General features: G+C 33.8%; 22 protein-coding genes. 12 read left to right on the top strand and 10 right to left on the bottom strand.

Going from position 1 to position 24,853, the window contains the following annotated elements:
• Positions 1–45: 45 nt before the first annotated feature.
• Positions 46–3,243, bottom strand: coding sequence for an isoleucine--tRNA ligase (gene ileS, locus ACX119_RS03430; RefSeq protein ID WP_459351736.1), 3,198 nt, complete (start codon positions 3,241–3,243; stop codon positions 46–48).
• An 85-nt stretch (positions 3,244–3,328) separates the two neighbouring features.
• Here ileS and purD point away from each other — a divergent pair, with 85 nt between their 5' ends.
• Positions 3,329–4,591: a phosphoribosylamine--glycine ligase gene (gene purD, locus ACX119_RS03435; protein WP_459351737.1), complete on the top strand. Its 1,263-nt coding sequence runs from the start codon at positions 3,329–3,331 to the stop codon at positions 4,589–4,591.
• Here purD and ACX119_RS03440 read toward each other — a convergent pair.
• Together ACX119_RS03440 and ACX119_RS03445 are read right to left on the bottom strand one after the other, a co-directional pair.
• On the bottom strand, positions 4,582–5,145 hold the full coding sequence (locus tag ACX119_RS03440; RefSeq protein ID WP_459351738.1) for a 5-formyltetrahydrofolate cyclo-ligase: 564 nt from the start codon (positions 5,143–5,145) through the stop codon (positions 4,582–4,584). The genes purD and ACX119_RS03440 overlap by 10 nt on opposite strands.
• A complete protein-coding gene (locus ACX119_RS03445; protein WP_459351739.1) occupies positions 5,135–5,998 on the bottom strand; it encodes a bifunctional 5,10-methylenetetrahydrofolate dehydrogenase/5,10-methenyltetrahydrofolate cyclohydrolase in 864 nt (287 codons plus the stop codon). Before ACX119_RS03445 ends, ACX119_RS03440 begins: the two co-directional genes overlap by 11 nt.
• A 92-nt stretch (positions 5,999–6,090) precedes the next feature.
• Between ACX119_RS03445 and ACX119_RS03450 the strand changes: the two genes are divergently transcribed.
• Entirely contained in the window at positions 6,091–6,375 is a 285-nt protein-coding gene (locus tag ACX119_RS03450) for an antibiotic biosynthesis monooxygenase family protein (RefSeq protein ID WP_459351990.1), read from the top strand.
• Position 6,376: 1 nt separating this feature from the next.
• Positions 6,377–6,697 (top strand): cupin domain-containing protein, encoded by a 321-nt coding sequence (locus ACX119_RS03455; protein ID WP_459351740.1) that lies wholly within the window; start codon positions 6,377–6,379, stop codon positions 6,695–6,697.
• Here ACX119_RS03455 and purN read toward each other — a convergent pair.
• Both purN and ACX119_RS03465 read right to left on the bottom strand, forming a co-directional pair.
• Entirely contained in the window at positions 6,694–7,269 is a 576-nt protein-coding gene (gene purN / locus ACX119_RS03460; protein WP_459351741.1) for a phosphoribosylglycinamide formyltransferase, read from the bottom strand. The genes ACX119_RS03455 and purN overlap by 4 nt on opposite strands.
• A gap of 95 nt (positions 7,270–7,364) precedes the next feature.
• Positions 7,365–8,312, bottom strand: coding sequence for a calcium/sodium antiporter (locus tag ACX119_RS03465; RefSeq protein WP_459351742.1), 948 nt, complete (start codon positions 8,310–8,312; stop codon positions 7,365–7,367).
• Between the two features lie 159 nt (positions 8,313–8,471).
• Between ACX119_RS03465 and ACX119_RS03470 the strand changes: the two genes are divergently transcribed.
• Positions 8,472–9,434, top strand: a complete 963-nt coding sequence (locus ACX119_RS03470; protein ID WP_459351991.1) for an MBL fold metallo-hydrolase — start codon at positions 8,472–8,474, stop codon at positions 9,432–9,434.
• Between the two features lie 191 nt (positions 9,435–9,625).
• Here the strand turns inward: ACX119_RS03470 and ACX119_RS03475 are convergent, their stop codons facing one another.
• Positions 9,626–9,751: a hypothetical protein gene (locus tag ACX119_RS03475; protein ID WP_459351743.1), complete on the bottom strand. Its 126-nt coding sequence runs from the start codon at positions 9,749–9,751 to the stop codon at positions 9,626–9,628.
• Positions 9,752–9,856: 105 nt separating this feature from the next.
• A complete protein-coding gene (locus ACX119_RS03480) occupies positions 9,857–11,134 on the bottom strand; it encodes a glycerate kinase type-2 family protein (protein ID WP_459351744.1) in 1,278 nt (425 codons plus the stop codon).
• A 54-nt stretch (positions 11,135–11,188) separates the two neighbouring features.
• On the opposite strand from ACX119_RS03480, the gene ACX119_RS03485 reads away from it, so the two are divergent.
• From ACX119_RS03485 to ACX119_RS03500, 4 genes are all read left to right on the top strand, one after another.
• Positions 11,189–12,805 carry a cation:proton antiporter domain-containing protein gene (locus ACX119_RS03485; protein WP_459351745.1) on the top strand — a complete coding sequence of 539 codons (1,617 nt, stop codon included), beginning with the start codon at positions 11,189–11,191 and terminating at the stop codon, positions 12,803–12,805.
• A 56-nt stretch (positions 12,806–12,861) separates the two neighbouring features.
• The gene (locus tag ACX119_RS03490; RefSeq protein WP_459351746.1) at positions 12,862–13,806 is read left to right on the top strand and encodes an iron-containing alcohol dehydrogenase; all 945 of its coding nucleotides are present in this window, start codon (positions 12,862–12,864) and stop codon (positions 13,804–13,806) included.
• Positions 13,807–13,905: 99 nt separating this feature from the next.
• Positions 13,906–15,006: an LLM class flavin-dependent oxidoreductase gene (locus ACX119_RS03495; RefSeq protein WP_459351747.1), complete on the top strand. Its 1,101-nt coding sequence runs from the start codon at positions 13,906–13,908 to the stop codon at positions 15,004–15,006.
• A 41-nt stretch (positions 15,007–15,047) separates the two neighbouring features.
• Complete coding sequence (locus tag ACX119_RS03500; protein WP_459351748.1) at positions 15,048–15,296, top strand: hypothetical protein; 249 nt, start codon at positions 15,048–15,050, stop codon at positions 15,294–15,296.
• A 1-nt stretch (position 15,297) separates the two neighbouring features.
• On the opposite strand, the gene ACX119_RS03505 is transcribed toward ACX119_RS03500, so the two are convergent.
• Both ACX119_RS03505 and ACX119_RS03510 read right to left on the bottom strand, forming a co-directional pair.
• Complete coding sequence (locus tag ACX119_RS03505) at positions 15,298–15,717, bottom strand: hypothetical protein (protein ID WP_459351992.1); 420 nt, start codon at positions 15,715–15,717, stop codon at positions 15,298–15,300.
• A gap of 208 nt (positions 15,718–15,925) precedes the next feature.
• On the bottom strand, positions 15,926–16,144 hold the full coding sequence (locus ACX119_RS03510; RefSeq protein WP_459351749.1) for a hypothetical protein: 219 nt from the start codon (positions 16,142–16,144) through the stop codon (positions 15,926–15,928).
• Between the two features lie 94 nt (positions 16,145–16,238).
• Between ACX119_RS03510 and ACX119_RS03515 the strand changes: the two genes are divergently transcribed.
• The 4 genes from ACX119_RS03515 (at position 16,239) to uvrC (ending at position 23,504) form a co-directional block, all read left to right on the top strand.
• Complete coding sequence (locus ACX119_RS03515) at positions 16,239–16,889, top strand: pyridoxamine 5'-phosphate oxidase family protein (protein ID WP_459351750.1); 651 nt, start codon at positions 16,239–16,241, stop codon at positions 16,887–16,889.
• A 258-nt stretch (positions 16,890–17,147) separates the two neighbouring features.
• Positions 17,148–19,100: an excinuclease ABC subunit UvrB gene (gene uvrB / locus ACX119_RS03520; RefSeq protein WP_459351751.1), complete on the top strand. Its 1,953-nt coding sequence runs from the start codon at positions 17,148–17,150 to the stop codon at positions 19,098–19,100.
• On the top strand, positions 19,087–21,906 hold the full coding sequence (uvrA, locus tag ACX119_RS03525) for an excinuclease ABC subunit UvrA (protein ID WP_459351752.1): 2,820 nt from the start codon (positions 19,087–19,089) through the stop codon (positions 21,904–21,906). The genes uvrB and uvrA overlap by 14 nt, the downstream gene beginning before the upstream one ends.
• Entirely contained in the window at positions 21,903–23,504 is a 1,602-nt protein-coding gene (gene uvrC, locus ACX119_RS03530; protein ID WP_459351753.1) for an excinuclease ABC subunit UvrC, read from the top strand. The genes uvrA and uvrC overlap by 4 nt, the downstream gene beginning before the upstream one ends.
• On the opposite strand, the gene ACX119_RS03535 is transcribed toward uvrC, so the two are convergent.
• Positions 23,501–24,772 (bottom strand): cupredoxin domain-containing protein, encoded by a 1,272-nt coding sequence (locus tag ACX119_RS03535; RefSeq protein ID WP_459351754.1) that lies wholly within the window; start codon positions 24,770–24,772, stop codon positions 23,501–23,503. The two genes, uvrC and ACX119_RS03535, sit on opposite strands and share 4 nt — an antisense overlap.
• Positions 24,773–24,853 lie beyond the last annotated feature (81 nt).

The following is a 24,853-nucleotide window of genomic DNA, read 5'->3' on the forward strand; positions in this document are numbered from 1 at the left end:
CCTATCAAATCTGATTCCAATAAAAATATTACATTAAATTTCAATTTACTCTACAGAAATTCTGATTTTTTGACCATCAATATCGTCATCTTTGTATTGCTTACAGGATTGCTCAAAGTTGACCTCTTTTACTCTGACAAGAAATGCTAACTCTTCTGCCTTTTCTTTAATCATATCCAGTGATTCCTCATCTAAATCCAAAATTGATGCAATCCTTAAAACATCTGTAGGATTGTATCCTCTCTCTTTTCTTAAAGTCTGTAGTCTTCTTGCAACATCTTTTATCAATCCCTTTGCCATCATCTCTTTGTTTCTAGACGTTGAGATAAACACAGTATAGTTGTCTCTACTTGATACAGCAAAGTTTTCAGCAGCATCAAAGTCAATTATGAAATCTTCATTATCTAGTGTTATGGTGTCTCCATTAATTTCAAAATCAAACTTTCCTTTTTCTTGTAATGATGATATGATTTCTTCTTGGTTAGTCTCTGAAAATGTCGAAACTAATTTTCCCATATGTTGTTTTGCCTTTGGTCCAATTTTCTTTCTCTCTAATTGAATTGAAGGAATTACCGGCAATCCCAATTCTCTTAATTCTAAAATTTGTTCTAATCCTGTATCCTTTTGTGTCTCAACTATGTTGAATTTTTCTACATTGAGTTGTGATTGCAATAAATCAGATAATGATTCGAGTTTATTTTTTTGATCTTTTTTTACACAAATCAATGCCTCATTAAGTGGCCATCTTCTCTTTAGCTTCCCTTTCATTCTAGCTGCTGATGATACTGAAACTACATCTTTCATAATATCAAATGCCTCTTCAATCTCTTCATTGACTAGTGATTCTTGGTATTGGGGCCATTTGTCAAGCAGAATACTTTGCTCTCCTTCAAAGACTGTCTGATAAAGATACTCACTAGTGAAAGGACATAGTGGATGAATTAGTATATCTAGTTTTTTGAGAACTTCGCTTAGTACAGCATAGATTGCCAATCTCCTGTTTTTCTTTTCTTCATCTTCATCCCACAATTCCCCTCTAGTAATTGGAATGTAGATTTGGCTGAGATTGTTAATTATAAAATCATCAATTGATTTTGCACCTTCGTGGAATTTACAAGTATCATTTTTTTCTGTGATCTTTAAAACAAGTTTTTGTAGTTTTGATAAGAGCCAGATATCTGGAGATGTAAGCAAATTGTTTTGCTTTGCCCACTCGATTGTCTTTGTTTGATCAAAATTATCATATTGGCTATTTTGCTTAAAATAAAGATGCAAATTAAACAGGGTGTTGATCACCTGATATGGTCTTGACATTAACTCATCAGTACTAAAGCTTAGAGGCTCAATTGGGCTTGCCTTCCACATAAAATAGAATCTCACTAAATCTGCTGGATATTTTTGCAGTAGTTCTTCGCCTTCCATTACATTTCCTTTGCTTTTGCTCATCTTGCCTCCTTTTTCATCAAGCACGTGTCCTTGAAACAAGAATGCCTTGAATGGAGGAGTTGGCGCATTGTTAAGAATAACATTTTCAATTAATAGTGTGTACGCCCATCCTCTGGTTTGATCAATTCCTTCTGTAAAAAACGGTGCTGGGATTTCTTTTGTATATTCTTCATCACTAAGTGAAGAATATGGAGCAGAACCACTGTTGTGCCATGTATCTAAAACATATTCTTCTCTGTTTGTCTTTGAACTTCCGCATTTTTTGCATTTTACAGAAATATTATCAATCCAAGGTCTGTGCAATTCAAAGTCTGGACCATCTGGAAGATTTACTGCAGCTTCTGTGATCTCTTTTCTTGAGAAGAACCAATTTTTCTCATTACAATCTTGGCAATTCCAAACAGGTAATGGACATCCCCAGATCCTCTCTCGTGATATACACCAAGGATGTCTCTCTTTGATGATTCCAAGGAATCTATTTTTTGGCTGCTCAAAAAAGTATTCTACACTCTCTGCAGCATCAATTGCTTTGTTTTCTAGCCTGTCTAATTTGTAAAACCAGCCTCTTCTTGCAAGCCATACAATTGGATGGTGTGACCTCCAGCAAAGAGGATACTTGTGCTTTATCTTTCCAATTTTTACTAGTGCATTGCACTCTTTTAGATCCTCGACAATTATTCTGTCAGCATCTCTTACAAACATTCCTTGATATTTACCTGCAAGAGTTGTGAATTTTACCTCATCATCAATTGGACTGAAAATTTTTACATTTCTTTTGTTTGCAATTTTGATATCTTCCTCACCGTTTGCAGGAGACAGATGAACCAATCCACTTCCTGTACTTGCATCGACAAATGATTCAGACACTCCCACATGAAAGTTCTCTGCTTTAGAATGCTCTTTTAGTTCTGGAATTGAATCCAATAATGGATGAATGTATTTTTTTCCTTCAAATGATGAACCCTTTACTGTTTTTTCAGTTTTATAATCTTCAATCTTTACTTCTTCCATGAATTCTTCTAGTCTTGTTTTTCCTACCACCCAAGTTTCATTTTCAACTTTAACATAAACATAATCTTCCTCTGGTTGAAAACCCACCATTGCATCAGTAACTAGTGTAAAAGGCATTGTAGTCCATACAATCAAAAATGCATCTTCATCAACTAGTTTTACTTTATAGTATAGCGATGGGTCTTTGACTTCCTCATATCCTTGATTGACTTCAGCATGACTAAGTGATGTTTGGCAACTTGGGCAATAAGCAATTACAGTAAAGTCTTCTTCTAAAATTCCATTCTCATATGCTTTTTTTAGAATTTGCCATTCTCTTTCAATAAACTCGTCTCTAAAAGTCCAATATGCTTTTTCATGATTAAATGACATGCCAAGCATATCATCAACTTTAACCCAAACCTTGTTGTATTTCTCTACAACTTTTTTGCACTCTGAAACAATTCTCTCAATACCAAATTGCTTTATTGCCTCAGTCTTGCCCCCTGTTACTCCTAACTCTTTTTCAACCTGAAGTTCCACTGGTAGCCCTTGAGTGTCCCATCCTCCATTGAACTCAATTTTCTTTCCTTGAAGTGTATTGAATCTATACCACAAATCTTTGATGACTCTTCCTCTTAGATGTCCTGCATGAGGAATTCCATTCATAGTTGGAGGGCCCTCGATAAATCGGATTTTTTCTGGTTTATCTGATGCAAAGATTTGTTTTTCCAAATCAAATGAATTGATGTATTCTTTGACTTGAGATTCTATTGCTTTTGCATCAAATTTGCTAGAAAGTTCCATCTGGACTTTCTAATGTGTGTGGCATTATAAAGCTAAATTGGTTTTACAAGATTTGGATTATATTGTTGAAATAAAGATAATTTTCATGGTTAATGTTCTAGTTGTTGGCTCTGGGGGACGAGAACATGCTTTATCCTGGAAACTATCTCAAAGTAGTAAAGTTGAAACTGTCTTTACAGCTCCTGGAAATGGAGGAACTGAAAATAATGTTCCAATCAGTGTAAATGATTTAGATGGTTTGGCTGAATTTGCTAAAAAAAACAATTGCTTTACAGTAGTTGGACCTGAAGACCCTCTAGCATCTGGAATTGTAGATAAATTCACTCAACTTGGTCTCAAAATTTTTGGCCCAACAAAGAGTGCAGCTCAATTAGAATCAAGCAAGATTTGGGCTAAGGATTTTATGAAAAGAAACAATATCCCCACTGCACGATTTGAAATATTTGATGATCCTGTAAAAGCCCAAGAGTATGTAGAGTCACTTGATTACAATGTTGTAGTAAAGGCAGATGGACTTGCAGCAGGAAAAGGTGTCATTGTTTGCAATAGCAATGATGAAGCAGTTTCTGCAATTCAAACCATTCTTGTAAAAAAGACATTTGGTGAGGCTGGAAATAGAATAATTATTGAGGAGAGAATAGATGGAATTGAAGCCTCTTACATTGCACTCTCTGATGGAAAGATTGCAATTCCTATGGCATCAAGCCAGGATCATAAAAGAATCTTTGATGATGATCAAGGACCTAACACTGGAGGTATGGGTGCATATTCTCCTACTCCAATTATTGATGATGCACTATCAAAAAAAATCCAAGAAAAAATTATTGATAAAACAATACATGCAATGGCAAATGAAGGAATTGACTTTAGAGGATTTCTGTATGCAGGTATTATGATTCGAGACAATGAGCCATATGTTTTAGAATATAATGTTCGAATGGGTGATCCCGAATGTCAACCAATTACAATGAGAATGGATTTTGATCTGTATGATTATTTTGTTGCTAGCTCTGAAGGAAAATTATCATCAATGCCTCCAATCTCTTGGAAGAACCAATATGCAGTTTGTGTTGTTTTAGCATCCCAGGGATATCCTGAAGCCTATTCCAAAGATGAAGAAATTACCGGATTTGATTCTGATTCAAATAATTCGTATGTTTTTCATGCAGGTACAAAAAAATCTGATGGAAAGATTCTCTCAAATGGGGGACGTGTTTTGGGAGTTACAGCACTAGGTGATACTTTGGAATCTGCAATAAAAAACGCATATGACTCAGTTGAAAAAATATCCTGGCCTCACAAATATTTTCGAAAAGATATTGGTCAAAAAGGCATAGCCTATCTTTGAGTTTGAATCATTCTATCTTCAGTAACTATCCAATCAATTAGAATATCGTGATCTGATCTTGGGATTCTTTTTACAATCTGTTTTTCTAATGTAATTGAAATTGTAGTTGTCTTGTTTTCAGCTAAAAATCTGTCATAGAATCCATGACCATATCCTAATCTCACCCCGTCTGGTGAAATTCCAACTGTTGGCACAATTATCACATCCAGATTGTTATCTGCAGGACAATCATCTTTTGGCTCCATGATATCAAAATTTCCCTTTTCTAGGCTTGAAAAATCCGATATTTTTCTAAATTCCAAGTTTTTCCCAACAACTTTTGGCAAGAAAACATCTTTTCCTTCACTGATTATCTCTTGGATGATATCTTGCGTTAACATTTCACTTCCAATAGGATAGTACAATCCAATTTTTTTTGCATTTTTGTATGCATAGATCTTTTTTAATTTTTTTTGAATCTTTGCACTTGCAATCTTCATTAGATCAAAAGATGTGTTGTCTCTTTTTTCCAAAAGAAGTTTTCTAAGTGATCTCTTTTCGGGATTATCTTCCAATTTGACTACTCAGAGATGCTGCAGTTATAGTATTTTTTAATAGCATTGCAACTGTCATTGGACCTACTCCTCCCGGAACTGGTGTTGCAAAAGATGCTTTTTGAATAATTTCCTCATAATCTGAATCCCCAACTAGTTTTTCATTGTGTCTTGAAATGGCAACATCAATTACAATAGCTCCTTCTTTGATCATGTCAGCACTTAGTGTAAACTTGTTTCTGTCTCCAACTGCTGTAATTATGATGTCTGCTGCTTGACAAAGCTCTTTTAGATTCTTTGTCTTTGAGTGACATGTCATGACCGTTGCATTTTTGTCTAAAAGCAAATGATATAGAGGCTTTCCTACAAGATTGCTCCTATTAATTAAAACAACATTTTTTCCTTCTAAATTAATTCCGTGATAATCAAACATTTCCATTACCCCCGATGGTGTACATGCAACTAGAACTGCTTTTTTCATTGCAAGCAGTCCTGCATTGTGTGGCGTCAAACCATCAACATCTTTTAGTGGTGAAATTCTTGATATTGTTGCAAATTCATCTAGATGTTTTGGCAATGGTAATTGGATTAAAATTCCATGAACTGAACTATCTGAATTTAGATTATCAATGATACTGTTTAATTCACTCTGGGAAACTGATGCATCCAGTTTGTGATCCTTAGTTTGAATGCCTACTTCTTGACAAGCATTGTGTTTGTTTTTCACATATGTTGCCGAAGCTGGATTATCACCAATCAGAACCGTGGCTAAACATGGAGTGATTCCTTGAGATTTCATCTCATCTGCTGCTTTTTTGACCCTGTCTTTGACTGCCTGGGCGATGACTTTGCCGTCTATTCTAACTCCTGTCATACCCTGCTTTTGATCTGTAGATATTTAATTCTTGGAATTCGGTTGTGACAATCTTAGAAAAGAAATTTAATGGTATTTTTTCAAGACAAACTATGTTTGTAATGATGGCAGATATTCAACTCAAAGATGGAGCTGAGGAGGATTTCAAAAAATGGTTTTCAGAGTCAAACAAGGTTCTATCAAGTTTTCCTGGATTTATCTCTAGAAAATTCCTAAAATCTCCAGATGGCAGCTATAGAATTTTTGTAGAACATGAAAGTAAAGAAACTTTTATCAAAATGCATCAAAGCCCAGAACATGAAAAAATTCACCCAATGGGGCATTCTTTTATGAGTGCTGATCCTATCCGCAAAACATTCACAGTAGCTGCTGAATAAATTGAAACTTGATTTTGATCTAACTCCATATTATAAAAAAATCAAAAGCAGTAATTCGTATTTTCACACATTTATCAACAAATCCACTTTAGCTGCAGGAGTTTTACTTTTACAACCTGGTGAAGAAGATACTCAAACTCCACATGACAGTGATGAGATATACTATGTCATATCTGGAGATGGCTATCTCAAAATAAAAGATAAAGATTACAAAGTATCAAAAGATAAAGCATTTTTTGTTGGGAAAAATGTTGAACATTATTTTCATGGTAACAAAAAAGAACTTAAGGTGTTATACTTTTTTGGTGGACCTGATTCCTAAGTGATTTTTGTTTTTCTTCCATTCACTTTAATTTTTTTTCTGGCAAACAGATTAACTGCCTCAGGATAAATCCTATGTTCTTCTTTTAGAATTCTTTTTGATAATGATTCTTCTGTATCATTATCTTTTACTTTGACTACTGCTTGAATTATAATGGGACCTGTGTCCATTCCAGAATCAACAAAATGTACAGTGCAGCCTGAATATTTTGCACCATACTCTAAGGCTTGTTTTTGCGAATCCAATCCTGGAAATGCTGGTAATAAAGCTGGATGAATATTGATAATTCTGTTTTTGTATTTTTTTACAAATTTTGGGCTTATAATTCTCATAAATCCTGCAAGACAAACAAGTCCATTTTTTGGTGTGACTCCATTTTTTGATAAGGCAGAAATAATTTTTGCATCGTATTCTTCTCTTGTTCCTTTGAAGCCCTTACTTTCAATTATCTCAGTTTTTACTCCTAACTTTTGAGCAATTTTTAGCCCCTTTGCATTTGGATTATTTGATATTACAATTGCAGGATTGATTGGCATTTTTTTTCGCTTTATGGATTTTAAAATGGATTCCATGTTGCTCCCACGACCTGAGATTAAAATTCCTAGATTTAGCAACTACTCTCTGTAAAAATAACCTGCAATTAAAGTCTATGAAACTCTAATGTATTTTATCTGAATAGTAAGATTATGATATATGCTAAATATCCTCCAACTAATATCGTGCCCTCTTTTCTGCTAATTTTAAAACCTGAGCGCATGATTGGAATTAATACAACACTAAAAGCAATCATTACAATAATATCCAAAATCACTTTATCGCTTACTTGAATTCCTGCAATAACTGATGCAATTCCAACTATTGCAAATATGTTGAAAATATTGCTTCCGATAATATTTCCAATGCTTAGATCAGCGTGGCCTTTTCTTGCAGCAACTACTGAAGTGATTAGTTCTGGTAAAGATGTTCCAATTGCAACTAGAGTTAACCCAATAACCAATTCTGATATCCCTAAACTTTTTGCAATTACAATAGAATTATCTACTGTTAGAAATGATCCTGCAGTTAATAATCCAAGTCCAACTGCAACTAGTATCAATGATTTTGTTAGGAATCTTTTTTGTGTAAGAACTATAGTTGGTTTTATAATTTCAATGTCTGTTTCTTTTTTTGAGCTTTTGTAGCTAAATGCTAGAAATCCAATAATTCCGACAATCAAAATTATTCCGTCTAAAAAATCAATCTTTCCATCAATAATTACTGCAGTCAATAACAATCCTGCTCCAATCATTATGGGAACTTCTTTTCTTATGGTTGATTTTGAGACTGCAATAGGCGTAATAATGGCAGATATTCCTAGAATTAATCCAATATTGACTATGTTGCTACCTACAACGTTTCCTAATGCTACATCTGAGAATCCTTGTAGGGCAGATGATATACTCACTGCTAATTCTGGTGTTGATGTACCAAAGGCAACAACTGTTAGACCAATGACTAGTTGGCTTATCTTTAATCTATTTGAAATGTTGATTGAGCCTTTTACTAACCACTCTGCTCCAAAATAGAGCATAGCAAGACCACCTGCCACAGCTAAAACATTTAGGATTAACTCCATTTGTAATCTCTTGAGAATGATTTGCTCTATTTAATCTTGAAATGATTACTTTGAAATCTAATTTGTTGAAAAATAGTTTGATCTAGGGTTTGCAAAAACTAAACCAGTAATTTATAACAAATCTAATTATTTTCATCTTCGTTGCAAAGACAAGTTCGGATGACTAAGAATGGAATTTTGTGTGAAACTGTAGGTAAAAGAGTTTTCTTGGATCCTAAAAACAGTCATGTGAATGGAATAAACTTTGTTTCTCATGCTCACTCTGATCATCTTCCGTCAAAAAATGGTGGAACTATACTGTCCTCAATTGAGACTAATGAGATAGCCCATCTTCGTGGATTTAAAATGCAAAATCATGTTGAATCCCTTGAAGACTTTTCATTAATTGATAGCGGCCATATACTTGGCGCAAAAGGACTTCTCTTTGATGATATTTTTTACACTGGAGATATTTGTACTCGCAATAGAGGTTTTCTTCAAGGTGCAAAAATTCCAAAATGTAAAACTCTGATTACTGAATGCACATTTGGACTTCCCGAATTTGTTTTTCCAAAACTTGATGAGATCCTAAAACAAGTAAATGAATTAGTTTCTGAACTTTACTCTAAGGGAATTCCTGTTATTCTAATGGGCTATCAGTTGGGAAAAGCACAAACCATCACCCAACTCTTTGGTCACTGGGGCCCATTGTACTTTCATGATTCTGTAAAAGAGATGAACTCCCTACATCAAAAATTTGGAGTGCCACTAAATGATGGAATTGGTCATACTGAGGCTCAAAAAACTGGATTACTTGACAAAAAACCCTGGATGATGGTTGCCCCTATGCTTTCTGCAAAAAACAAATTCATTCAAGAGATGAAATCAAAGTATGGTGCAGTAACAATTGGATTTAGTGGATGGGCACAGTCTTCTAGATTCCCATTTGGTAGGAGAACTGATTATTCATTTCCTATGAGTGATCATTGTGATTTCAATGAATTAATTGAGATGGTGATAAAATCTGAGGCAGAACAAGTTTACACAATCCATGGATTTGTTGAGGAGTTTGCACTTCATTTACAGAAGATTGGAATTAAAGCACAGCCCCTAGTTGAAAATTCTCTTGATGATTTTATTTAGTAAATTTATTACATTCGCAATCCGATACTAGACACGTTTCAGAATTTCTAATATGATCATGAGAGAAATGTTTGCATTTTTCATTTTTACAAATCCTTCTTTGAGCTTCTTTTTGAACTACTAGTTGAGCAATAGAATTTGCTTTATCTTTTGAATACCCTTTCTTATCCATGTAGAAATGCACTACTTTGTTATAGAGCATTTCTGGCTTGAATTGTTTTTCTAGCAATATTGTCTCCTCCTATTCCCTCTTCTAAAACTTGATCCTTTATGGCAGTCACATTTACACGCTTCATCATTACAAAAGCCTTTTTCATTTTTTATCATATCTTAATTACGACTTTATCCTATTTCAAAGACTCTCATTATTGATTGGGTATTTGTTTAGTTTTAGAACATTTTTTAAATATTTTTTAAATTTTTTATCTTAGAATCACACCAATATCCATCAAATTTGTATGTGTAAAATCTGTAATGATGTTTGATTTTTGTTTTTGAAAGAATCTTCCTGAATCACTATTTTTAAGATACTCCTTCATGGTATCCAAATCTATTTTGATGTTCTCTGTGATTGCTCCTGCAAAAACAGAATTCCCATCAATACCATCTGTTCCAAGTGATGCAATAACCATTTTTTTTAATTTCTGTGTGTTCTTTAGCAGTCTTAAAACTAATTCTTGATTTCTACCGCCCATCCCTTTTCCCAAAACTCTGACTGTAGTCTCTCCACCAAAAATTAGGCATGATTTTTGCTCATCTGATATGTTCTCCAGGATTTTCTTGACAGCTTCTTTGATGTCTCCGAAAATTTGGATTGAATTGACATTGTATCCTTTGCTTTTCGCAATCTTTTTCATCTCATTGAGACAATCCATGTTATTTGCAATAATGTAATTTTTTATTCTTGGTTTTTTTGAAATATTTTCAATCTGATTCATTTTGCCTTTTTCTAACACTTGTAAAACTTCAACTGGCGTTTTTCTTTTTAATTTGTATTTCTCTAAAATATCTAATGCATCCGAATAAGTGGTGTTATCCATGTATGTAGTTCCTGATGCAATCGATGATAGATCATCTCCTTCTACATCAGACATTACCAAACTTACTCCGCTGCATTTCATATTTTCGACTAGTTTTCCTCCTTTGATTTTTGATAGATGTTTGCGTACACAATTGAACTCTTGTATTGTTGCACCTGATTTTAAGAGTAAATTTGTAACATGGATTTTATCATCAAGTGTTATCTCATTTGGTATTGCCAGTAATGATGAACCTCCACCTGAGACTAGAAAAATAACTAATTCATCACTTCGTCTGTTTTCAAGAAATTTCATAACTTCTTTTGCAGCCTTTACACTTGTTTTATCTGGTTTTGGGTGTCTTGAATTAAAAATTTGAAATTTCTTACCTTTTATTTTTGATTTTGAACCTTTTGGAATGACAACTATCCCGCTCTTTATTGGAATTATTGCATTAAGTGCTCTAGTCATTGAATCTGCTGCTTTTCCAAATCCAACTAAATAGATATTTGAAAATTTTTCAAGATCAATAACGTCCTTGTTGATTTTAATTTTATTTGGCATTACAAATTTTGGTATGATATTTTCAGGATTTGCAGCTTGCAAACCTGCCTCTAAAATTTCAAGACAATCTTTCTTTTTGTCCGAATTTGCCAATTCATCAAAGTTTTTGATTATCATGCTCCTTCTCCCCAATCAAGATATAATAATACACGTAACTAGCTTTTTCTAGTCTTGGTTTTTGAATCCATTCTTTATCTTGCAGTTTTGATTATTTCAGCTAAATTATTTGGCGAACTAATGCATAGGATTCACCAGCCAACTATTATTGGAAATGTTCTGGCAGGAGTGATAGTTGGTCCTGCATTATTTGCAATAGTTCAACCCGTAGAGGCAATTGATCTTTTTGTCTCAATAGGAGTATTTTTCCTATTTTTCTTGATTGGACTTGAAGAAATTGATATCTCAGGATTATTCAAAGTAATGCGAGGAAGAATTTTTGCAGGTTCTGCAGTTGCATTTTTAATTCCATTTGTTACTGCAGGAATATTTGGGCTTGCATTGGATATGAATTTCATTCATGCTTTTGCCATCGCAAGTGTAATTGCTGCATCCAGTCTTGGTGTTACTGCAAAAATTCTAACTGACTTGGGAAAACTTCGCTCAACGATTGGTTTGGAAATATTTACCGTAACCGCAATTGTAGAGTTTATTGCAATCATAATCACAAGTGTTCTAATTCAAGTTAATCAAAGTGACAATCCCGAAGTTTCTGAATTCCTTTGGTTGTTTGCAAAAATGATCATCTTCTTTGTAGTTGCAGGACTGGTATCAAAATTTGTTGTTCCTCCATTTTTCAGATTAATTCGAAAACATTTGCAGGTAAAACTAATTTATTTTGGATTAGTTGTTGGCATGATTCTTTTAGTTGCATACTTTGCAGAATTAAGTGGAATTCATGGAGCAATAGGTGCACTGCTATTAGGAATTGCAGTCTCTAGAATGAATAGGGAAGACTATACCGAGATTTCTCAAAATATGCACGTAATTGGGTATGGTTTGTTTATACCGATATTTTTTGCTGGTATAGGATTACATTTTACAACTGGTTTCTTGGAGATTCCTATTTGGGTAATTGTAATTTTTATAGGAATTATTGTTGGGGTGAAATTTGTATCTTCATGGATTGCTGTTCGTATAGCAAGAATGTATCCTGCTACTACTGTAGCTTATGGTGTAATGTCGAAAGGTGCCGTAGACCTTGCACTACTATTGTCTTTACTTGAAGTAGATATTGTAGACAAGAATTTGTTCTCTTTGCTTGTTTTAGGAACTTTGATCACAATGATTGTATCTAGTGTTGAATTGCAGAGAAAATTAAAAAAAGTAATTCAAGTCAAAGTGGGGGATCTAGAGATTGCAATGCTGCCAATTTACTTCCGACGTGCAGTATCTGATAAAAAAGCAGAAGATGCAATGATTTCAAAATATCCTGTAGTTTTTCAAAATGAAAAAATTAAAGATATTTTGGCAAAATATGATTTATCCAAGATGCCATGCTTGGTAAATGATGTTGATCATACTATAGGCATAATTTCTAAAAGAGATCTTTCAAAAGTTAACAAAAATAGTTATGATAAATACACTGCACAGGATATCATGAATAAAAAATTCAATACAGTACTTCCTCAGGAGTATCTGTTTTCTGTAATTCAAAAAATGAATTCTCATCCTTATGATATGATCCCAGTAACTGAACCCAGTCCCAATGGTCGAGTGATTGGAATTGTGACTAATAAATCAGTTATGGGATTGCTGTCAAAAAAACCAATTCCTAAAAATGAAAGTTAGTTCTTTCGTAATTTCTTGTTGCAACATATAATAATAATCAATAATGTCTTTGAACTATGCACACAGTACGCATTCCAAAAGTTATCAAATTTGGTGAAAACGCACTTGGTGAAACAGAGTATCCAAAAAATGCTCTAGTTGTAACAACTGCTCCTCCAGAATTATCTGGAAAGTGGCTTGACAAAATGGGCATTCAAGATTACATGCTTTATGACAAAGTAAAGCCTGAACCATCAATTGATGATGTTAATTCATTGATTGCTGAATTCAAGGACAAAAAACCATCTGTCTTAATTGGATTAGGTGGGGGAAGCTCATTAGATGTTGTAAAATATTCTGCTCAAGATTTTGGAGTAGAGAAGATCTTGATTCCAACTACATTTGGAACAGGAGCTGAAATGACAACATACTGCGTTTTGAAATTTGATGGCAAAAAGAAACTGTTACGTGAAGACAGATTCCTTGCAGACATGGCCGTAGTTGATTCATACTTTTTAAAAGGTACACCGCAGCAAATTGTAAATAATTCAGTTTGTGATGCTTGTGCTCAAGCAACTGAAGGTTATGATAGCAAATTAGGAAATGACTTGACTAGAACACTGTGCAAACAAGCATTTGAGATTCTCTATGATGCAATAATGAATGACAAACCAGAAAACTATCCATATGGTTCAATGTTATCTGGGATGGGATTTGGAAATTGTTCTACAACACTAGGACATGCATTATCTTATGTTTTCTCAAATGAAGGAGTACCTCATGGTTATTCACTATCATCTTGTACTACAGTTGCACACAAACATAACAAGTCCATCTTCTATGATAGATTCAAAGAGGCTATGGAAAAACTCGGATTTGACAAATTAGAGCTCAAAGCTGATGTTTCTGAAGCTGCAGACGTTGTAATGACTGATAGAGGACATTTGGATCCAAATCCAATACCAATATCCAAAGAAGACGTTGTAAAATGTCTTGAAGATATCAAAGCAGGCAATTTGTAAAAAATTCAATATTTTTTACTTTTTTTCTATTTTCTTGAAAAACTACGAAATTGGCAGCTTGATTAAACTTTTTATGCTAATACTCTGAGGGAATTATACGTGACTCGAAAGGATATAAAATTTGGAATTCAAAACGGATTAAATGTTGCCAGAGCTGGCTATACTGAAGACCAGATTTTAACTGCCTGTATGTTGGCTGACAAAACAGGATATGACTCTATTTTCTATATGGACCATACTAATGTCCCACAATGGAAAAATGCAATTGTTTTAGATCCTTGGGTAATGCTGTCTGCAATTGCTGCAGTTACAAATAATGTTGAATTAGGAACATGTGTAACTGATGCAATTAGAAGACATCCATCAAACATTGCACTAGCTGCAATTACTCTTGATAGAGTTTCTAAAGGTAGAGCAATTCTTGGAATTGGTGCAGGAGAAGCTCAAAATCTTAAAGAATTCTGTATTCCATTTGAAAAACCAGTCTCAAAATGGGAAGAACAAATTGAAACTATTCATACATTATACAAATCAACTCCAGATAATACAGTAGATTATAACGGAAAATATTACAAACTTGAAGGTGCATGTTTACAAGCACCACCAATTAGAAAACCTAGACCACCAACTTACATGGCATCAGGTGGAACACGCACTCTTGCTTTGACTGGAAAGTTAGGTGATGGTTGGCTTCCAATTGGATATACTCCTGAATTGTTTGAGGATCATGCTGGTCAAATTAGAAAAGCAATGGATGAGAATAACAGAACACAAGAAGAGAAAGATAATTTTGAATATGCATTAGATATTGATGTTTACTTTTCTGAAGATGCAGAAGAGTCGTGGGCTAGAATGAAAGAAGCAGTAAAGGTCAGTTTATTCAAGCCTGAAATTTTAAGAGTTCATGGCTTGAAAGAAATTGAAGGATTTGACTTTAGAAAATACTTTACAGAATATTCAATGTCTAATCAAGATTGGATCGTAAAAATGAGAGAGGCTGCAACCAAAATCCCAGAAAAAGTTGCACGTTCATCAACTGCAGTTGGAACTCCTGATGATATCATTCCAACATTTGAAAGATTCATGGATGCTGGCGTTAATCACTTTGTAATTAGATTCTGGGGAAAGAATTACTTTGGCTCTATTGACAAATTTGCAAGCCATGTAATGCCTGCACTTCGTGAGCGAGCAAAAAAGTAAGACGTTCTAACCTATAACACACAGTAAATCATTTACTTTACTTGTTCATACTAAATATGATGGATGACGAATTACCTGATACAGTCAAAAAATGTCTTGATATTTTAGATGAAAATGTCGAAATCCTGGCAAATATTGAGTCTGCATTAGATGATGAGAAAGAAGATGAATTCACTGCTGATTTGAAATTACATGATTTGTATGATATGGCAGAAGATGTAGCCGAAGCATCCAAACTAAAGCGTGCTGAATTTAATTATGTGCGAAGACAATCTGAGAATTCTCTTTAATCTATGATTTGTGTGGCCTTCTACTTTTTGCTTTTGTAAATGATTTTGCTCTTCGTTTATTTTTCTGCTTTTCAAGCCTTTTTCTAGTACGCTCTGATGATTTAGTAGCTCCCTGAATAATTTTTGTTCTACTACCGTCTCTTAACATGATTTCTTTTCCTTTGAATCTATATTCAACATCTCTGCATTTGATATAGTATTTTTTTAGACAAAAAAATATTCTATTGTTAGTCCCATGCATGTCTTTGACTTCTTTTGATTTTTTTAATTCATTGAGAATATTTCGTAATAATCCTTTGTCAATGTCAGTAATTCTGTGTAATTCTCTAAACCAAATGAATTTTGATTCTAATCCCCACTCTTCTAGGACTTGCAGTACTTGTTTTGTTGCATCTTCCATCTCTTCATTAATTTCTATCATGTGACTTGCTGATTTGTTCAAAATGTTAGCAATTTAAATTGATAAAAATTTTAGATCAAAAAAGTCAAGTTTTATGGGGTTTTTTGGTTTTGATGTTTCCTCTTAAGTAATATTATGGTCTCTAAACACTCTGACGAATGTGATGAATTGGAATGCAGAATCTTACAAATCAAAGAACTAGCTAAAGAATTAGATGAATCTGAATAAACTATCTTTTTGATTTTAATTCCTTTAGTCTTGATTTTGTTACTTTGGTTGATTGACGTTGATTGTTTTCCATCTTTTTTGCAATTGTATCTATTTGTTTAATTATCTTTGATTGAGTTTCTATTGATTTTGTTTTTAATAATTTCTTTTTTAATTTTTTTAACTGTGTCGAATAATCTTGAAACTCATACTTTAATTCATCAAGATATGGATCCTTCATAATTTTTTTGAGTTCTTGTTGTATTTAGAATCTTTGTAGTCTGGGATTTCTCTGAATTTTATTTCTATTGATTCATTTAGTTTATTAAATAATTATGAAAACCATACTTGATTTGAAATTAACAGGGCGATTAGAAATAAAGTCCTATGAGAAAATTAAGGAATTTTTATTTCAAGAACATGTGGGTAGGATTGGAAGTATGGATGAGAATGGATTTCCTCAGATAATCCCAATGAATTTTGCATTTCTAAATGATGCAATCTACATGCATTCTTACACGATTGGTGAAAAACTGGATAATATTGCTAGAAATGATAAGGTTGGTTTTGAAGTTGATCGTGAACTAGAGTTTTTACCATCTTATTTTTCACATCCAACTGATGCATCACAAGCAGATACTCTTTACATCAGCGTAGTAATCAAAGGAATTGCTTCAATAGTTGAAGATGATATTGAGAAATCATTAGCACTAAATGCCTTGATGGAAAAATATCAACCTGAAGGACACTATGACCCTCTCACAAAAGATGATTTGGTATTAGATGAGGTTGCTGTAATCAAGATAGTTCCTCAGTCCATTCGTGGGAAGTATAAAATTGGACAACATATGCGCCCAGAATCTAGAGCAATTCTAGCACAAAAAATTCTTGAACGCAATTCTCCAACATCTAAAAAAACACTAGAAATTATGGGATTTCAAATCACTGATGATGGATTGAAAATGGTTGATGATCCTATATGGTGAATATTTTTAATTTACACTAATCACAACATTATCGATATTTTCTAAAACACAATCTGTTGAGCAAAAATTACTAGATCTATTCTCATACTCTTTCCCACAATTCTCACAGATTTTTTTCATGAAATTATAACATAATATTTTGTATATAAAGAGAAAATCAATTTCTAAACTAGTGCTAACATGCTTTCTTTATTGTTGACTACAAGTTTCTACATTGGAAACGTTAGCTATAAGTTCAGTTTTTGATGATTTTATCTGTTGGAACAAATACACAAATTCGAATTAGCGTCTGATTATGTCCCTACAGGAGATCAACCCCAGGCAATTGATGCACTAGTAAATGGAGTCAATAAGGGATCAGTTCAAACTTTACTTGGCGTTACTGGCAGTGGAAAAACTTTCTCAGTTGCAAACGTCATTGCACGAACTGGAAAAAACACTCTAGTAATTTCACATAACAAAACTCTTGCCGCCCAACTCTACTCAGAACTAAAACAATTTTTTCCAAAAAACAATGTTGGATATTTTGTATCTTACTATGATTACTATCAACCAGAAAGTTATTTGCCCCAAACTGATACCTACATTGAAAAAGATACCCAAATCAATGAAAAAATTGAAAAATTAAGATTAGAGGCAACTGCTATGTTGTTATCAGGAGAGCCTACAATTATTGTATCTACTGTTTCTTGTATTTACTCGCTAGGAAATCCAAAGGATTGGGAAGATTTGGCAATTACAATTAATGCTGGAGATGAAGTAAAGAGAAATGAGATTATAAGAAAATTAATTGATGCTAGATACGAAAGAAATGACACAGAAGTAGCACCTGGTAATTTTAGAGTTAAAGGCGATACTATTGATATCACTCCTGCATATTCTGAAGACCTAGTTAGAATCTCTCTCTTTGGTGATGAAGTAGAAAAAATTACTTTGCTTGATCATGTGTCACTTAAAGAAAAGAAAAAAGTTTCGACAATGAAAATTTTTCCTGCAAAACACTATCTTATTGCAAAAGATGTTAGAGAGAAGGCTATCAAATCCATTAAAGAGGAATTAGCAAATAGATTGCCTGAATTAAACGAGCTTGAAAAACAGAGACTTGAAATGAGAACAAAATATGATTTGGAAATGATTGAAGAGCTTGGTTATTGCTCTGGAATTGAAAACTATTCTAGACATTTTGATGGAAGAAAATCTGGTGAAAAAGCATTTTGTTTGATGGATTTTTTTGGTGATGACTATCTTTTAGTAATTGATGAATCTCATGTAACCTTGCCTCAATTGCATGGAATGTACAAAGGAGATCATTCCAGAAAAAAAGAGCTTGTTACATATGGATTTAGATTACCTAGTGCATATGATAATAGACCTCTACAATTTGAAGAATTTGAAGAATACATCAAAAACACAATCTTTGTTTCTGCTACGCCATCAGAATATGAAAGAAAAATCTCTTCTAAAATAGTAGAGCAACTTGTTAGACCTACTGGATTGCTAGATCCTGTAGTTGAGATTAGGCCTACCAAAGACCAAATGGATGATTTAATTGAAGAAATATCCAAACGAGCTGCCAAATCTGAGCGTGTTTTAGTTACAACTTTGACCAAAAGAATGGCCGAAGATCTTGCTGAATACCTCTCAAAAAAACAAGTCAAAGTCAGATACATGCATTCAGAAATTGACGGACTACAAAGAACTGAGCTAATCCGCCAATTAAGGCTAGGTGAGTTTGATGTTCTTGTTGGAATTAACCTTCTCCGAGAGGGTTTGGATATTCCCGAAGTATCCTTGGTTGCAATATTGGATGCAGACAAGGAGGGATTTTTGAGAAATTTTACAAGCCTTATTCAGACATGTGGTCGTGCTGCAAGAAATGAACATGGAACAGTAATAATGTATGCCGATAACATGACTGTATCCATAAAAAATACCATAGAGGAAACTAAGCGTCGTAGGGAAAAACAAATTCAATACAATAAAGAAAATAATATTATTCCAAAGACAATCATAAAATCTGTTCCAGAACAAGAAACAACATTAGATGAGTCAAAACTAAAATCGATTCATGATCTCACTACTGATATAGTTGAACTTGATGCACAAATGAAAAAGTATTCTGAAGAATTAGACTTTGAGCGTGCAATAGAGTGTAGAGATAGGATAAAAAGACTAGAAAAGGAGATTGAATTCAAAGATGGCAGAAAATAATTTAAAAATTCGTGGAGCCAGACACCACAACTTGAAGAATTTGGATGTTGATATTCCTAAAAATAAACTTGTTGTAATTAGTGGCTTATCTGGCTCTGGAAAATCTACTTTGGCATTTGATACAATTTATGCTGAGGGACAGAGAAGATATGTTGAATCTCTTTCTGCATATGCCAGACAATTCTTAGAGATGATGGATAAACCAGATGTTGACTCTATTGAAGGATTATCTCCTGCAATTTCAATTCAACAAAAAACTACTAGTAAAAACCCACGCTCTACTGTTGGGACTACTACTGAAATTTATGATTACATGAGATTATTGTTTGCAAGGATTGGAATTCCACATTGTACAAACTGTGGAAGAAAAATCTCAACTCAATCAGTAGAAACAATCTGTGATTCGGTAATCAAAGATTTTACTGGGGAAAAAATTCTGGTGTTATCTCCTATTATTCAGAGAAAAAAGGGGACATATGAGAAACTCTTTGAGCAAATCAAAAAAGATGGATATTCCCGAATTCGCATAAATGGGGAGATTTTGAGCCTAGATTCTGAAATTCCTCCACTTGATAGGCAAAAATGGCACAATATTGAGATTGTAGTTGATAGAATTACAACTGACAAATCTGAACGCTCAAGACTTTTTGAGGCTATACAGACGGCAATTAAAACATCTAAAGGCGATGTTATGATTGCAACTGAGAAAACACAAAAAATCTTTTCACAAAATAATGCATGTCCTCATTGTGGATTAACAATTGGTGAGTTAGAACCACGAACATTTTCTTTTAATTCTCCTTTTGGAATGTGCAAAACTTGTAATGGATTAGGAGTTAAAATGGAATTTGATCCTGATTTGGTCATTCCAGATAAATCCAAATCCATTTTGGATGGAGCTATTGTACCCTGGAGTGGACGATTTTCATCATTTAGACGACAAGCGTTACGTGCAGTTGGAAAGAAATTTGGTTTTGATTTGATGACTCCAATTGATCAAATAAAACCAAAACATCTCAAGATTATTCTTCATGGAACTGATGATTTAATTGATTTTAAGTATCGCTCAAAATCTGGTGATTCCTCTTGGCAATACACTGATGCATTTGAGGGAGTTTTAGTAAATTTACAACGTGTATTCATGGAGACTGATTCCGAATCGAAACGAGAATGGTTAAAACAATTCATGCGTGATACTCCTTGTAATTCCTGTAATGGTAAAAAACTAAAACCTGAATCACTTGCAGTCAAAATTAATGATAAAGGAATAATGGATGTATGTGATTTATCTATTGATAATTGCTATGATTTCTTTTCTACACTAAAATTAACAGAGAATGAGCAATACATTGCAAGAGATGTTCTGAAAGAAATCAAAGAAAGATTGGAATTTTTAATGAATGTTGGATTAAACTACTTGACACTAAAAAGATTAAGCTCAACATTATCTGGTGGGGAATCACAAAGAATTAGATTGGCAACTCAGATAGGATCTAATTTAACCGGTGTCTTGTATGTTCTTGATGAACCTACAATAGGGCTTCATCAGCGTGATAATGCACGACTAATTAAAACGCTAACAAAGCTACGAAATCTTGGAAATACAGTAATTGTAGTGGAGCATGACGAAGAAGTTATACGAAATTCAGACTGGATTGTTGATTTGGGTCCTGGTGCTGGTGTGCATGGTGGAAATGTTGTCTTTGAGGGAACAATTGATAAAATTCTAAACGGACACAAATCTGTTACAGGTGATTATCTTAAAAATAATACGCTCATTACACTAAAAGATAAAGTTCGTAATCCATCTGGCTCTCTAATAATAAAAAAAGCATCAGAGAATAATCTGAAAGGCATTGATGTTGAGATTCCATTAGGACTTTTTGTCTCCGTTACTGGTGTTTCAGGTTCAGGAAAATCTACATTGATTAATGATATATTGCTCAAAGAATTGCAAAATCACTTTTACAAATCTAATGTTCGTGCAGGATCTCACAAAGAAATTAGAGGTATTGAGAATATTGATAAAGTAATTGCAATTGATCAATCCCCTATTGGCAGAACACCTCGTTCTAATCCTGCAACCTATATTGGAGCATTTACTCCTATTAGAGAATTATATTCAAACACTGAATTATCAAAAGAGCGTGGTTACAAGCCAGGACAATTCTCTTTTAATGTTGCCGACGGTAGATGCTTTGCATGTGATGGTGATGGAGTAAAACAAATTGAAATGCAATTCTTATCCGATGTATATGTAAAATGTGATGAATGCAAGGGAAAACGCTACAATTCTGAAACACTATCAGTACTGTTCAAAGGAAAAAACATTTCAGATGTTTTGGATATGACCGTCTATGAGGCTCTAAATTTCTTTGAAAATATACCTGTAATAAAGAGAAAACTTCAAACAATATATGATGTTGGATTGGGATACATCAAACTGGGTCAATCATCAACTACATTATCTGGTGGTGAAGCTCAACGAGTAAAATTAGCATCTGAATTATCTAAAAGAGGAACTGGAAAAACACTCTATATCCTCGATGAACCCACAACTGGTCTTCATTTTGCTGATGTTCAAAAATTACTAGATGTGCTAAATAGACTCGTTAACTTGGGAAACTCTGTTGTTGTAATTGAGCATAATATGGATGTTATCAAAAATTCTGATTGGTTAATTGATCTTGGACCTGAAGGAGGGGATGAGGGGGGAACAGTTGTGGCTACAGGAACTCCTCAGGATGTGGCCCGATCTCCAGGAAGTTATACTGGAAAATATCTAAAAAAATTATTGAAAAAATGACTTTTGAAATATCCAAAATACACATTCCTACAAATCCTGGAATTTATTTGATGAAAGATTTTGATGGAAAAATTATCTATATTGGAAAAGCCAAGAATCTAAAAAATAGAGTAAAATCTTATTTTTTACAAAATCAAAATTATAAAACTCAAAAACTTGTTGAAAATATTTCTGACATTGAATTTGTTTTAACTGATAATGAGAGTGAAGCTTTTCTTCTTGAATCAAATATGATTAAAAAATACCGTCCTCGATTCAATATTGAATTAAAAGATCAACAGAGATACACGTATCTTAGAATTACTGATGAAAAATATCCGCGATTACTAGTTGCAAGAAGAACTAGGGATGGAAAATTTTTAGGTAAGGGAAATTTTTTTGGACCTTTTACTCAGGGAAGCTCCAAATTACTTACAATTGGAACTCTTCGCAAAGCATTCCAAATTAGAATTTGTAAAAACCTTCCAAAAAAAGTATGTCTTGAATATCATCTTGGAAATTGTGAGGGGCCATGTGAATTCAAAGAAGCACAAGAAGACTATTCTAGACATGTGTCTGCCTTAGAAGAAGTTCTAAAGGGTAATAATGAAACTAAAATTTTTACAAAAAAATTAGAAGAAGAAATGAGGCATGCTGCACTTTTGCAACAATTTGAGCGTGCAAAAGACATTAGAGATACCTTGATTCGATTAGGGAGCCTTCAAACAAAACAAAAAATGGAATATGTTGAGAATTCTGATGAGGAATATTTTGGAATCGGAATTCAGGACCAATCAGCTACTGTTATGAATTTTAGAATGATTAATGGTGTAATTCGTGACAGTGACAAGTTCTTTTTTGATCTAGTAGGGGATAACTCCTTTACTAATTTCCTTTATCAATACTATACAACTCATAAAATTCCAAAATTTGTTCTAGTTAGTGAACTTCCAGATAACCAAAAATTATTGGAATCCTTGTTATCAAAACATGCTGGATTTAATGTACAAATTTTACAACCAAAAAAAGGAAAACGCAAAGAAATTTTGAATTTAATAATGAAAAATATTGAATTAATCCACTCTAAAGGTGGTGAACCTGGTTTGTATGAATTAAAAGAAATTTTATCACTACCTTCAGTTCCAACCACGATTGAGTGTTTTGATATCTCAAATCATGGTGATGAATTTGCAGTTGGCTCAATGTCTCAATTTGTTAATGGCAAACCTAACAAATCTGGATATAGAAAATTTAAAATCAAAACAATTGACGGCCGAGATGATTTTGCAATGATTGGTGAAATCATTAAACGACGATACTATAGATTAGCCGAAGAAAATTCTGACTTTCCAGAACTTATTTTGATCGATGGTGGTAAAGGACAACTAAGTGCAGCTGTTAAATCATTACAATCACTTGGATTTAAAATTCCTTGTGTTTCTCTTGCAAAAGAAAATGAAGAAGTATACATTCCAAAACTTAAAGAACCAATTATTATTCCAAAAGAGAAATCCTCTTTGAAAATTTTACAGCATGCACGAGATGAGTCTCATAGATTTGGGGTTGCATACAATAGAAACATTAGAAAAAATAAAATAAAAAGGAAAAATTTGGATTAGTTCACTGTTACACTACCGACCATCCAAGGATGTACCATGCAAAAGTAATCGTAGCTTCCTGCCTTATCAAAAGTAAATGCATAGTTTGCATTTGCCATGACTAGACTGCTATCAAATACACCTGATGGACCATCTGCTGGACTACCGCCAGTTACTGTGTGTGCAGCTGTGTCAACGTTAACCCATTCTACTGTGTCTCCAGCTTTAATTGTAATATCTGCTGGTGCATAGCATGCGTTAGTCTCTTCACAACCTGGAACTGAGGTACCTACTGGAATGTCAACTTTGTGTGTTTTTGGACCTGATGATTCTTTCATCATTAGTTTTTCTTCCATTTTGACCTCTTCTTTCTTTTGTTCTCCTGCAGTTGCACTTACAGAATAACTAACAGTAAATGGATTTGTCTTCATTGTGTGAACTGCTAAAGCATTTCCTGTGAATTTCCATGAGCCCATTGCATTCTTTGGATCAACAAATGTTAATTCAAATACTGTTTCACCATCCGGAGTCCAAGTTTTGTCTGGTTTCTCATCTGAACCAATTGGTCCTCTAAGTGATACTAGTTGAATATTTTCAGAAGCAGAATATGAGAGAATTCCTGAATACATCTTACTTGATGGTGCAAGTAGCACTGCAAGTTGATGTGATTCATGACCCAGTCCAGGATCTGTTACTGACGTGGTTGTACCGGTCATAACAGTATCTGATTTTGGTTTCTCACTAAAATCTACTTTGTAATCAACTGTGAATGGCTCTGTTTTCATTGTGTGAACTGCTAAAGCGTTTCCGGCAAATTCCCATTTGCCTTTTGCATTCTTTGGATCAACAAAAGTTAATGCAAACTTTGTTTTTCCATCAGGAGTCCATGTTGCTTGTCCCTTATCTTCACCACTAGCTAATGGTCCATGTAATGTGACAAGTTGAATTGGTTCAGATGCATCATAGTTGAGTGTACCTGAATAAACTTTGTCACTTGGTGCCAAAATTATTGCTAACTGATGTGTTTCATGTCCAACACCTGGATCCGTCTCAGATGTTAATCGCTCCCAACCACTTTTGAGTGGTTTAACTGTTTCAGACTTTACTTTATCAGCCAAATCTGCAAATGGATCTGTTTTTTCCATCATTGGCTCTGCAGTTTTTGTTGAAGCAGCTGGAGTTGAGACAATTGGGGAATAGTCAACAGAATCTCCAACAAATGCAAATCCTGCGCCGATAGCTGTAATTGCAATAGTGAATGCAATTGCAGCTCTGTCTATACCTGCCATAATGGATCCACTAATTTTTTTATGGTAAATAAAGCTAATCTTTGAAAATCATGAAATGCATAATTTCATAAAATAAAAAGG

Source organism: Nitrosopumilus sp. S4 (assembly GCF_054515835.1).